Source organism: Alkalihalophilus marmarensis DSM 21297 (assembly GCF_000474275.2).
GTDB lineage: Bacteria > Bacillota > Bacilli > Bacillales > Bacillaceae_D > Alkalihalophilus > Alkalihalophilus marmarensis.
The window spans coordinates 39,266-51,577 of the sequence record NZ_ATAE01000020.1; the positions used below are offsets into that span (position 1 = coordinate 39,266).

The 12,312-nt window shown below is 40.9% G+C and carries 17 protein-coding genes; 2 read left to right on the forward strand and 15 right to left on the reverse strand.

Translation table 11 applies throughout. The annotated features are described in order from the left end of the window. Window positions 1–12: 12 nt before the first annotated feature. From A33I_RS07055 to A33I_RS07065, 3 genes are all read right to left on the reverse strand, one after another. Window positions 13–1,290, reverse strand: coding sequence for a Y-family DNA polymerase (locus A33I_RS07055; protein WP_022627789.1), 1,278 nt, complete (start codon window positions 1,288–1,290; stop codon window positions 13–15). 325 nt (window positions 1,291–1,615) lie between these two features. After that, window positions 1,616–2,032, reverse strand: coding sequence for a universal stress protein (locus A33I_RS07060; RefSeq protein ID WP_022627790.1), 417 nt, complete (start codon window positions 2,030–2,032; stop codon window positions 1,616–1,618). Window positions 2,033–2,103: 71 nt separating this feature from the next. Beyond that, entirely contained in the window at window positions 2,104–3,564 is a 1,461-nt protein-coding gene (locus tag A33I_RS07065) for a SulP family inorganic anion transporter (RefSeq protein ID WP_022627791.1), read from the reverse strand. 491 nt (window positions 3,565–4,055) lie between these two features. Here A33I_RS07065 and A33I_RS07070 point away from each other — a divergent pair, with 491 nt between their 5' ends. Continuing rightward, the gene (locus tag A33I_RS07070; RefSeq protein WP_022627792.1) at window positions 4,056–4,376 is read left to right on the forward strand and encodes a YolD-like family protein; all 321 of its coding nucleotides are present in this window, start codon (window positions 4,056–4,058) and stop codon (window positions 4,374–4,376) included. An 87-nt stretch (window positions 4,377–4,463) separates the two neighbouring features. Continuing rightward, entirely contained in the window at window positions 4,464–4,838 is a 375-nt protein-coding gene (locus tag A33I_RS07075; protein WP_022627793.1) for a hypothetical protein, read from the forward strand. Between the two features lie 61 nt (window positions 4,839–4,899). On the opposite strand, the gene A33I_RS07080 is transcribed toward A33I_RS07075, so the two are convergent. The 12 genes from A33I_RS07080 to A33I_RS07130 form a co-directional block, all read right to left on the reverse strand. Then, window positions 4,900–5,355 (reverse strand): GNAT family N-acetyltransferase, encoded by a 456-nt coding sequence (locus tag A33I_RS07080; protein ID WP_022627794.1) that lies wholly within the window; start codon window positions 5,353–5,355, stop codon window positions 4,900–4,902. Window positions 5,356–5,393: 38 nt separating this feature from the next. Next, entirely contained in the window at window positions 5,394–5,909 is a 516-nt protein-coding gene (locus A33I_RS07085; RefSeq protein ID WP_022627795.1) for a GNAT family N-acetyltransferase, read from the reverse strand. Next, on the reverse strand, window positions 5,896–6,366 hold the full coding sequence (locus tag A33I_RS07090; protein ID WP_022627796.1) for a DinB family protein: 471 nt from the start codon (window positions 6,364–6,366) through the stop codon (window positions 5,896–5,898). Before A33I_RS07090 ends, A33I_RS07085 begins: the two co-directional genes overlap by 14 nt. A 39-nt stretch (window positions 6,367–6,405) precedes the next feature. Next, a complete protein-coding gene (locus A33I_RS07095; protein ID WP_022627797.1) occupies window positions 6,406–6,690 on the reverse strand; it encodes a hypothetical protein in 285 nt (94 codons plus the stop codon). An 89-nt stretch (window positions 6,691–6,779) separates the two neighbouring features. After that, window positions 6,780–8,129, reverse strand: a complete 1,350-nt coding sequence (locus tag A33I_RS07100) for an amidohydrolase family protein (RefSeq protein WP_022627798.1) — start codon at window positions 8,127–8,129, stop codon at window positions 6,780–6,782. Between the two features lie 101 nt (window positions 8,130–8,230). Next, entirely contained in the window at window positions 8,231–9,163 is a 933-nt protein-coding gene (locus tag A33I_RS07105) for an AEC family transporter (protein WP_022627799.1), read from the reverse strand. A gap of 104 nt (window positions 9,164–9,267) precedes the next feature. After that, the gene (locus tag A33I_RS07110) at window positions 9,268–10,134 is read right to left on the reverse strand and encodes a LysR family transcriptional regulator (RefSeq protein WP_022627800.1); all 867 of its coding nucleotides are present in this window, start codon (window positions 10,132–10,134) and stop codon (window positions 9,268–9,270) included. 22 nt (window positions 10,135–10,156) lie between these two features. Further along, on the reverse strand, window positions 10,157–10,315 hold the full coding sequence (locus tag A33I_RS21080; RefSeq protein WP_022627801.1) for a hypothetical protein: 159 nt from the start codon (window positions 10,313–10,315) through the stop codon (window positions 10,157–10,159). Window positions 10,316–10,330: 15 nt separating this feature from the next. Further along, entirely contained in the window at window positions 10,331–10,864 is a 534-nt protein-coding gene (locus A33I_RS07115) for a GNAT family N-acetyltransferase (RefSeq protein WP_022627802.1), read from the reverse strand. 37 nt (window positions 10,865–10,901) lie between these two features. Then, window positions 10,902–11,393, reverse strand: a complete 492-nt coding sequence (locus tag A33I_RS07120; RefSeq protein ID WP_022627803.1) for a GNAT family N-acetyltransferase — start codon at window positions 11,391–11,393, stop codon at window positions 10,902–10,904. Continuing rightward, window positions 11,390–11,917, reverse strand: a complete 528-nt coding sequence (locus A33I_RS07125) for a GNAT family N-acetyltransferase (RefSeq protein ID WP_022627804.1) — start codon at window positions 11,915–11,917, stop codon at window positions 11,390–11,392. Before A33I_RS07125 ends, A33I_RS07120 begins: the two co-directional genes overlap by 4 nt. Before the next feature lie 201 nt (window positions 11,918–12,118). Next, window positions 12,119–12,307 (reverse strand): PspC domain-containing protein, encoded by a 189-nt coding sequence (locus A33I_RS07130; RefSeq protein WP_022627805.1) that lies wholly within the window; start codon window positions 12,305–12,307, stop codon window positions 12,119–12,121. Window positions 12,308–12,312 lie beyond the last annotated feature (5 nt).

Consider the following 12,312-nt stretch of genomic DNA (forward strand, 5'->3'; position numbering starts at 1 on the left):
AGAGTTTCTCACTTACTTCTTATGCCCGGCGATCAAGCCGCTCCTATGTCTCGTTGTCCCGCCTTTTGTATACGAGCTTGCACGAAGGATAGCAGTTGCCCCGTACTTTTCTCGAATGGAATCCATCACATAACCAAGCTCCCGTTTTCGAGTCACTTCTTCTTCGTCAACAAAAAGTGATAGCTGGCGTTCGGTATCTGGCTGAACTTTTGAAAGGGCGACATACACCTGCCTGACCGTCTCCCCGTGATAATGTTTGTTCATGAGCTTTAAACAGGCGTTATAAATATCGAGCGTGCTGTTTGTTGGTTCGTCAACTGTCAGCTGCCGGGAAAACCCTCCCCCACCTTCGTTTTTACTATAACCTAGACCAAGGCTGATCGTTCGCCCTGCCGCTCTCTTCTTTCTTGCACGGCGTACGACCTCCTCACACATTTCAAGAATAACCGTTTTAATTTCTTCTGTGCCAACATAATCTCTAAGTAAAATTTGGCCGACGGAATAGCTTTTCGATTTAATTTTTGCGGGCTTATGAATATCACTGACATCAATTCCCCACGCATGCTGATACAGCTGCTGCCCCATTACTTTGCCGAATTTAAATTCAAGCCGTTTAAGAGAGGAATTCGCAAGCTGTGCGACCGAGCGGACCCCCATATTCATTAATGTTTTCTCATAACGGCGCCCAATTCCCCACATATCTGATACAGGTTGAATCTTCCACAGCTTCATTTGCACGTCCTCATAGTCCCAGTGGGCAAAATGATCCTCCTGCTTTTTAGCCTCGATGTCTAAAGCAACTTTAGATAAAAGCATATTGCAGGAAGAGGAGCCGACAGCAAGCGTTAATCCGAAACATGATTTAATCGACTGCTGCAGCCTACGTGCAAACTCCCGCTGATTCTCCTTTCCTTGATGACGCTTTGAGGTAAGTTTAATAAACGCCTCATCAATCGAATACACAAAGATGTCCTCTGGCGGAACATATTGCTCCATATGTAATGTAATCTCGGTCGAAATTTTTAAAAACTCTTCCATTTCCGCGTTCACAACGACGATATCAGGATCTTTTGGAATCTCAAACAGCCTCGAACCAGTTTTAATGCCCATTTCTTTTAATTTAGGTGTCGCCGCAAGCACCACACTTCCGTTACGTTTTGTATCTCCAACGACAGCAAGCTTTGTTACAAACGGGTGCAGACCAAGCTTCACAGCCGACACACTCGCATAAAAACTCTTTAGGTCACAGCATAAATAAGACTGCTTAGGGAATGCTTCATAATTGAACATCCTACTTCCCCCTTTTTCTCTATTTAAGCTTATTATACACGAACAAACGTTCTTATAAACATAAAAATATTGGCAGGAGGGGGGCGATTGCGTCAGTGTGAACGGGAATAGCGTGGATCCGGCGGCTGATTTCGCGGATGTTGGGATTAATTGCCTCTGTCGGAGCATTAATTGCGTCGGTTGGAAGAATAATTGTAAGGATGCAGCTGCCAATTGCGTCAATGTCAGGCTTAATTGCGTCAGTTCCCTTTATCGAGCTTCACATAATGAGCTCCACACCAAAAAAACTGATACTACACTTAGTACCAGCCTTTCTCACACTTATTTACTTCACAATCATGACCGGACATTCTACTCGCTTCGCCACTTTATGGCTGACGCTTCCAAGCACCATCGTCTGAAGGTTATTTAACCCACGGCTGCCAATGACTAAGCACCCATATTCACCTTTATTGGCAAAATCAACGATTGTCGGGCCGGGCTCTCCGCGTAAAACGTGGATCGTGCACGAGATGCCTTCGTCTTCAAAAAGCTCTGCAATTCCTCTAACTTTCTCTTTCCTTGCATAGTCCATTTCTTCTTTACTCGCATGATGCAACACGTCTTGTCTAGAAGATGAACCGCTTACAACATAGACAATGTCAACTTTTCCCTTTTTCGGATCTACTAATGTTCTTGCCTCTTTCGCAGCTCTAAATGAGTGCTCTGAACCGTCTGCAGCTAATAGTATATGGCGATACATGTTCATTCCCCTTTTTTATTTATTAAAAGGTTGATTGCAATCTCTTACAATCAACCTCTCTTTGTAGATGATTAATGTCCAGATGCTTTAGATAAGCCTCCGATACGTTCTTTTAACTGTTCGCTTTCGCTGTTAAGGCCAGCGTAGCTTACTTTAATACCATTTTGTTCAAATTTTGATTCAATCTTGTCAAACGCCCCAATTGCTGAATCATCCCATAAATGAGCTTCTGACAAGTCAAGAACAACTTCCTTTATATCTTCTTTGTAATCAAATTTATTAATTAAATCTGTTACAGAAGCGAAGAAAATTTGTCCTCTTATTCGGTAGATCTTCTTAGCACTCGTCTGTCCTCTAATTCCTTCGACATCTACTTTTGAAATTTTTGCAGCAAAGAAAATCGCACTTAACAGGACACCTGCAAATACACCAATTGCTAAGTTATGCGTAATAACAACTGTTGCCACCGTAACAACCATAACAACCGCATCTGTTCGTGGCAGTTTATTAATGTGACGGATTGAGCCCCAGTCAAATGTACTGATTGATACCATAAACATAACCCCGACTAATGCAGCCATCGGAATTTGAACAACAAGACCACCTAATACTAAGATCAAGAACATAAGGACTACACCCGCAACAAGGGCCGATAAACGCCCTCGTCCGCCTGATTTTACGTTGATAACCGATTGACCGATCATGGCACAACCAGCCATACCGCCGAAGAAACCAGACACGATGTTCGCAATTCCTTGTCCACGGCTTTCCTTATTTTTATCACTATCTGTGTCTGTCATATCATCAACAATATTAGCAGTCAGTAATGATTCAAGGAGACCAACAATCGCTAATGCTAATGAATATGGAAGGATAATCATTAATGTTTCAAGATTCAACGGAATTTGCGGAATCAAAAACATTGGCAGTGCTTGCTGAAGCGCACCCATATCTCCTACTGTACGAACATCGATGTTCATAAAAATAACAATAGCAGTAATCGCTACAATCGCTGCTAAAGCTGATGGCACAGCCTTTGTTACACGCGGCAGTAAATAAATAATCGCAAGTGTTGCAGCAACTAAGGCATACATTACCCATGTCGCGTCTACAAATTGGTCAAGCTGAGCCATAAAAATGAGAATTGCTAGAGCGTTTACGAAACCAACCATGACCGATCTAGGCACAAAACGCATAAATCTAGCAAGCTTGAATACTCCAAAAATAATTTGAATGATCCCCGTTAAGATGGTAGCAGCTAGCAAATATTGCAGCCCGTGATCTGCAACAAGAGTAACCATAACAAGCGCCATAGCCCCTGTTGCAGCTGAGATCATGCCAGGTCGTCCACCTACAAAAGCGATCACTACAGCAATACAAAAAGATGCATAAAGCCCTACCATTGGGTCAACACCGGCAATGATAGAAAAGGCAATTGCCTCTGGGATTAATGCTAGAGCGACAACGAGTCCTGCGAGCACATCTCCCCGTACATTACTAAACCATTCTTGCTTAATTGATTCGATATTCAATTTAGCACCTCTTTCTATTAAATTGTTAAACTGTTTTTGCGACTTTCGACTCTCACGAAAGCCAAGGTCCGTTTTCAACAGAAAGAATCATACCACAAAGTTACATAAACCTGAAACGCAGTGTAAGCGGGTAAAAGTAGGTATTTTCTTCGAATTACACGTATTTACGCCTCATTTCTCTAATTTGAAATATCGAAGCGAAATAATAACTTATGATGACTCTCAGGTATATGCGGGGTAACAGTCATTCAATTGCGTCAGTCTTCTACTTAATTGTGCTTATTGAATAGCTGATTGCGCGGGTGTTTGGCATTATTGCGTGGGTTCAAGCTGCTATTGCGTCAGTTGGCTTTTATTGCACCTATTCAAGGAATTATTGCGTCTCTAGTATCATGAATTGTACTCACTCCTCTTTTCATTGCGTCACTTTCCGGGTATACTAAACACAAAATACGAACATACATTCTCACAAAAGAAGGAAGTGATGCATTATGCAATATCGAGGTATGATTAAATGGACACAGCTGGCGATACCAGAACATATGGAGATGATCCGCACAGAACGGGAAAAACGCAATCTCCCGCAAAAACCAGAACTTGATCCGCAAGCAATGGAAGAACTGATGTACATAATAGAAGAAAAAATCGCCCTGCAGCAGCCAGCAAAAGTTACTTATTGGCAGCAGCATGAAGCGCATGTGGTTGAGGGGTTTGTGAAGAAGCCTACTTCGTCTAGGAAAGTAATTGAAATAATCGAAGCTGGTGGAGGTAGGAAACGGGTAGAAAAAATAAACATCCTTAAAATCGAGTAATTATATTTAAAGCCTAACTGAGAACTGGAATATTATGCTAAAATGAACCTATATCATATAAAATACCATTTATTGTGGGGGATGCGGATGAAAAAGGCTATTGGAATTGGTATATTATTTATGCTATTTCTTGTTCTCACTGCTTGCGGTCAGGATACGGTGAAGTTTAACGGGCAAAGCGATCAGTGGGAGGCAACCTACACGGCTCATATTTATGAGGAGAATAGTGAACAGACTGAATTTAGTATTCGATATTTAGGTGAAGATCCTCCTGTGACTCCAGTAGATTTTGAGATAGGTAGTATCTCAGGTAACGGGTGGGAATTAAACGAAAATGGCTCTCTATCAAGCGATGGGAACAGTTGCAGCGGCTGTGCGGTAACCACCCGTGATGACCGCATTGAATTTACGATTGAATGGGACGGCCAGACAGACAGTTTTGTTCTCGAAAATGTGAATTAAACGTACACTGACATAAAAAAGTGCGATTCTGGATCCAGGGAATCGCACTTTTTTATAAACATTACAGTTCCAATTTTAATCCCTCATGCGTGGCTTTAAATCCTAACCGTTCATAAAAGCGCAGGGCATCAGGTCTTTTTTTATCTGTTGTCAGTTGTATCACATGACAGCCTCGTTGTTTTGCTCGATCGATTGCCCATTTAATTAGCTCGCTGCCAACCCCTTTCCCCCGTACGGATGCGGCTGTTCTCACACCTTCTACCGTTGCCCTCCATCCTCCTTGATGCGTTAAATAAGGTGTAAACGTTAGTTGTTGCACACCTACGACAGTCTCCTCTTTGCAGGCTACGATTAACTCATTATTTGGATCAGTGTTGATTGAATGGAAGGCTTTTATGTAATTTTCTAGGAGTGGTTGTTCATACTTTTCTCGTTTGCTGCCCAATACATCGTCAGCAAGCATATAAACAATCGAATCCAAATCATCTTCTTTTGCTAGTCTAAAATAAATGTCCATTTCAATCCTCCCTCCTCAACTAAATCAATAGGAAGTTACTAATTACATTTCACTTCCATCAACCACTCTCTTCCCTCATTGATCTGCTTCACTTTCCTATACCCACATTTTTCATAACACTTTACCGCTCTAACATTCGATATCGCTGGATCGACAATCACCGTGTCCGCTCCCGTATCCTTTACTATCTTCCTGACAAAAGAGGAAACCATTATAGTGCCTATCCCTTTATTAAACAAAGCAGGCTCGCCAATAAATTGATCCATGCCATATACCTTGAGGCTATGGCCGTATCCAAATTCATTATATTTTTCTTCAGCAAGCTTGTAATACTGCATAAAGCCAATCGGCGTGCCTTGCCACTCGACGATAAAAGGAGGTACATTCACTTCTCCCTGCACACGCGGTTCGTACTTTTGCTTTACTTGCTCAAATGAAAAAGGAGCATTGACATCACCATAGTATTCTAAAACCTCATTCGTACTTAGCCACTTTGCCATGATTGAGAAATCCTCTTGAGTCATTTTTCGAATATAAATATTATGATCTTCCATGTTCAGTTCTCCCTATAAAATGAGCTGAAACAGGCTTAAATTCAAGTTCCCTTGCCCAGACTGATAATTGTCCTATATGGTGAATTTCATGAGCAATGAGGTGGTGAAGGATCTCATCTTTAGTATAAGATTGATTTTCCCAGGATACATATACACTCTCATTTTTGTTTCCAAATAATCCTTTTTCTATAAACTTCATAATTTCAGCACGACAGTCATTAGAAAGCTTTTTCAATTGTTCCAGCGTATCGTATTGTTCAAAAGGAATAACTTCATCCTCTTTGCCTCTAATGGCTTTAATCCAGCTGTATTCTACCTCAATAACATGAAACAGTGTATATAGTATACTGCCTGGTCCGCCAGTGCGCGGCTTTAGCAGCTCTTTCGTTGAAATCTGTTCACACCATTCGAGCCAATCGTCTCTCACCTGCCAGTTGTACTCAAAAAAAGATCGCATCACTTCACCTCATCCATTATTGCTCGTCTTTACCCACTGTTAAACCATTAATATGATGATCCACACAACAATGATCAATGGAAAGATGATAAAAAATAAATTTAAGCCCTGCATGATTTTCAATGAAACATGAGCCTTCCCTTTGCTCGTTATTCTGATGTAATAAAAAGAAATCCAGCCAAATACAGGCATCAAAAATGACCATGATCCGTAATTTGGTTCTGTTGCATCAATTAATTCTTCCATTAACAATAGAAATAAAAAAAGATTAATCATTAATAGAGTAAGAGGTATCCATTTATTAAAACTTATCGTTGTTTTCATAGGGCGGCACTCTCCTTTACCCTAGCTGCTTTTATCCTTTAAAAAAGAGCTGCATTTAAGCAGCTCTAGAAAGCAAGCTTCAGTTATATTTACTGATTCACCTGCTCGCGGTATTCCTCTAACATATAATCTCTTGCTTCAACCGCTTGTTTTTTCAAGCTGGCTAGATCAACATTCAATAGTTTCCCGTCTTTCTTAACAGCTTCTCCTGCCACATAGACAGAATCGACATTGGCTGTATTTGCCGTTTGTACGACAGTGCCGACAGGATCATTCACAGGGTAGATATTTAAGTCACTCGTACGAATCATGATTAGGTCCGCTTGTTTGCCTGGAGCTAAGGTGCCGATTTTATCTTCTAGCATAAGAGCTTTAGCACCTTCAATGGTCGCACATTCTAAGATCGTTTCTGCTGATAGATTCAGCTCGGGACCTGGCATAATCCTTTTTTCTAGTTGAATTTGATTATATCTCGCTCGCTCTGCTTGAAGGGCAAACTTCATTTGTGCAAACATATCCCCGCCTGTTGAGGTGACGACATCGACTCCGAGTGCTGGTTTTACACCATTTTCTAGCGATAACCCTACAGCGGGATACCCATGTCCCATCATCATCTCAATTTCAGGTGTTACGGAAATGCTGCCGCCTTTTTCTGCTAATAGCTTCACCTCTTCAGGGCTGATCGCATTAGCATGGACAAAGTTTAAATCTTTTCCTAATAAGTTCTCCTCATTTAACTTTTCAATTGAGCGAGCTGTTGATCCCCATGTACCGAAACCAAGATGCATGCTGCATACGGCATCCAGCTCTCTTGCTAATTGAATTTCTTTTACACTAGTTTCCCAAGAACTAAACTCAGGGCCGCGAATCGCGAGACCCATTGTTAACAGCTGATCCCGTGAAGAGAAATGGCGTGCCTTTATCCTGCGAGCATCCTCCGCATTATCAATGGTACTGTCAGCATTCCAATATTCCGTCTCCCCCGGGCTGCCATGAGCAAAGACCGCTCTAATTCCAGAGTCTTTCAATCCTCTAATCATTTCTTCTGTATGGTCAGGTGAGATGATCATCGTCCAATCAAGCAAGGTGGTGACCCCTGCTTCTAATGCTTCAAGAGCACCAAGCCGGTTTGCTATATAATCATCTTCAGGTCTGCGCATGGATCCAAGGCCGCCGTAATAAATTTTACTCAAATACGTTTGCAACGACCAATCTGCTCCTATATTACGGATAAGCGACTCCCATGTGTGCCGGTGTGAATCCACCAACCCTGGCATCACGATCATGTCCGATGCATCAATTACTTCACAGTCTCCTGCTTCTATATTAGGTCTTACCTCAACAATAGTAGATCCTTCAACGAGAACATCAGCCGCCTCAAAGTTTCCTATTTTCTTATCTAACGTCAGTACCATTCCGCCCTTAAATAGCTTTCTCATCGATCTTCACCCTTTCTGCTAAAGTGGAAATCTCTCTCAACTCTTCTATTCTAGCATTCACAAATCGGAATAATCTAATCATTCGCTCAATTATAAGGGAACTAATAAAGAGGAAATAAAATCCTAGCCGTATAAACGACGATTGTAACTGTGACCATACTGAATATTGTCGAGATAAGTACAGTTTGGGCTGCGTACTCAGGGTAATTATTGTACTCCAGCGCAAAGATCGAGCTGTTTCTAGACGTTGGAAACGCACTTGCGATAAACAATGCTTGAGCAATGATTCCATCAAGATTTAGAAGAAAAATAACGAGAAGTCCAATACATGGTGATAAGAGAAGCCGGCCTGCTAAACTCATGAGTAATGGTTTTTGGAATCTGTACAATTTAATAAAAGCACTTTGTGCTCCAAGGGTAACAAGTGCCATCGCGAGAAAAGCATCAGCTATATTTTCAATGGGTGTGAAGAGAAAGCTAGGTATCGCAATAGAAAATACTTTTAAACATACAGCGAGCAATAAAGCATAGATGACGGGGTTCTTTAGAAGAAAACTAAGAGATTGAAGCCCTTTTTTCTCAGCTGACACAGCATTGAATAATCCATAGGTAAACGTAAGGATATTCTGAAATAGCAAGACGATTACTTGAACGGTTACGCCGATTGGGTGCTGCGCAAAAACGACCTGACTGATCGGAAGGCCAAAATTCCCATTATTGCTCAACACTACACTGTTTTTAAAGGTAGACGTTAAGCGATGATCGAAACCTGCTGCTTTTGCAACGGCTGCACTTATAATAATGAGAATGCTATTTTGAATGACGAGAAACAGAAGAATAAGAGAAAGCGCCTCGCCACCCATTTCACTTTTATATACATTCACAAAGCAAACCGCCGGAATGAGCAGGTACGTATTTAATTTAGATAACGTCTTCATATCTAAAGTGAATTTCCGATGCAGGTACGCACCGATCGCTATTAATGAAAAGATCGGCACCATTACCTGAATAAGTATGGCGAAAAAAACATCCATTACACACCCCTCCTCTTAAGCTAGCTTATAGCTGAAAGGAGGGAGTGTAAAATTCAATTTATCTATTGAGAGGTATTCAAAAAAGGAATGACATGCAGGAATACTTATTCATTAAAATCAATTCGTTTCATAAAACGGACGAATTCGGCGACTGATTTAAGTTTTAAAGTCTCTTCATGAAACAACATCCACGTCTTCCGCACGATAGGCGCGCCGTTTTTATCCGTTAAATTCACACGGAACAAATCTTCTTCCTCTTCTATTAACGTGCTAGGAAGAATTCCGTACCCTAAGCCATTAATCACCATTTCCTTGCATGTGACTCCTTTGTCAACTTCCATTCCAATGAGCGGAGGATGCGAATACGACCTGCTCCACCAGTTATCGATTATCTGCAAAAGAAGAGTATCCGTTTCATAATCAATTCTTGGATATGACGGCAAATTCTCAAGATTTATTTCCTCTTTTGAGACAATGCAAATGTTTTCTTCAAATAGTAGAAGCTTGGATTCCGGCCACTCATACTCACCGCGGACGATCCCAATCTGGACATCCCGGTGATACACTTGATTAAACACTTCTTGGCTCCATCCCGTCGTAACCTTATAGTTTACGTTTGGAAAATGTTCTTGAAATAGCTTTAACATGTGAGGAAGTTTATGTGTCGCAATATAATTAGAAACCGCTAATCGCAGTGTCCCGATTACCTCGTCTTCCATATTTAAGACTGTTTCTTTAATGCTTTGAAAACGAGCGATCATCTCTTCTGCACATTTTGCCAAGTACTCACCTTGTGGCGTGAATTCCACTCCTCTTGCCCCTCGATTAATAATAGAAACATCATATTCTTTTTCCATTTGTTGAATTCTCTTCGTTAAGGTTGGTTGCGAAATATAGAGATTTTGAGCAGTTCTTGTAATATTTTTCTTTGCAAAAAGTTCTTTTAAAATGAGCCAGTCCCGTTCATCCATATGTATTCCTCCGTGCAGTAAACTACTCTTTTTTACTATGGTAAATCTTCTTTAACGTGTTATTGATGTTGTTTAAGCTCAGCAGAATAAAGCCAAGCATAACGAACGTCACAATTTCCCCCGTGAAAAAAGCAACGACCCCTAATACAATAAAATAAAAACTATACCACCAATGATTCATCTTTCTAACATCCCTCTATTTATCTTTAGTTTTCTTTATGTACTCTCTTTTCAGAACTCCCATAATGATTTCATCTGAGTATTTTCCGTCTATAAACAGGGCGTCACGCAGAATCCCTTCTACTTTGAACCCTGCTTTTTCGTATGCTTTCAGTCCTCTTTTATTATGGGAATATACTTCTAGTTGTAGACGGTTTAAGTTCAGCTTATGAAAGGCATAGTCTAACGCTAATTGAACCGCCTCCGTCCCGTATCCTTTATTAAAGTGCTTCGGGTCATGAAGTGCAATCCTGAAGGCGGCCTTTTTATTACCTTCATCTATTTCCAAAATGGCTAAATCCCCGATACACTGATTATTAAGAAGGCAGATCGCAAAATCATGTCTCGTAGAGTCATCTGCCGCTTTCTCATAGAATTGAACGACATCTTCATATGTAAATTGCTTTTTGGTCCCTGTCATATATCTAATTTCCTTATTTTCTATCGCCTGGTAAAAGCTATGAAGATCTCGCTTTCCAAGTCTTCTAAGACAAATTAAATCTCCTTTCATATATACACCTCCTCTTATCACTTATAGCGCTGAGTTTTTAATCAATTCCAACAAGCTGACTTCTTCTCTCTAACAAAATGGTATCCCGCCACACACCGTTCATCTTACCAATCCGCTCGCGTTTGCCAACTTCTCTAAACCCACACTTCTTATGTATGAAAAGGCTTGCTGTATTCTCAGGAAAAATGCCTGATTGAAGGGTCCAGATATCTCTATTTTCACTAAGGTTCACTAATGCGCTAAGTAATAAGCTTCCAAGACCTTTTCCGCTCCACTTGTGACTAACATACACACTAACTTCTGCCACACCTGCGTAGACACGGCGGTTCGATACCGGGCTTAGTGCAGCCCAACCTTTAAGCTCGCCGTCTATTCTTGCCACTAACCGGCATTCATTGTCATGACTTCTATCCCACTCCACCCACGATGGCGCCTCAGTTTGAAAGGTGGCATTTCCATCAGCAATCCCCTCACAATATATACCTTTAACTTCGGTCCAATCGTCCGGATTCATTTTATCTATGATCATGACGTATCACCTTTCGATTCATGTTGTCTAAAACCCGCATAAATGTAGTGATATTTATAAAAAATTAATACTTCTTTTTCTCTCCCAAAACCTATTTTCTCTGCCACTCGAATAGACGGCTTGTTTTTAGGAACAATCAAGCTGATTAGTCGATCAACCTTTAATTGCTGAAACCCATAATCTCTGCATGCGACGGCCGCTTCAGTAGCATACCCTTTTGACCAATGCTTTTTGTTGATATGATAGCCAAGCTCTATTTCCTTTTTTCCCTCGACTTGTTGGGTAACCAATCCGCAATCACCGATGACTTCACCCGTTTCCCTAAAGCATACTGCCCATAAGCCATGACCGTCCTTTTGATAACGTTGAAGATTTTTCTCCACCCAGCTTTTCGTTTTTTCATAACTGAATGGTGCTGGGTAATGCTGCATTGTTTCAGGATCAGAGAAGATCGTATGGAGAGCCGGAATATCTTCTTTAGTGAAAGGCCTTATTGTAAGTCTTTCTGTTTCAAGTGTGAGCACTTTTACTCCCCCCTATCATTGCCGCCTTAAAAAGCATACCATATTCTCCCTTTATATTTAGTACAAGATGAAGCAAAAAGTGAAGCATAAGGTCAGCAAGCCGCCTCATTCTTCACTATTAGATGAACCGGAAAACTCTAATCTTGCTATCACCATCAAACACTTATTGCATAAATAGGGTCCCATCACAAAATGCTTTACTTAATACAAAGATTCAGGTGCCTCGGGCAAAGCAATTGCGAGAATAATGTAAACTAGCAAATTAGCAGGCAAGAAGATGAATATAACTCTTACAACAAAAGAAGAGATCCCTAGATATTCTGCAATACCTCCGCATACTCCTGATATTGCTCGATCATATGTTGATTTCATCAGTGTTTTTTTACCCATCTTCA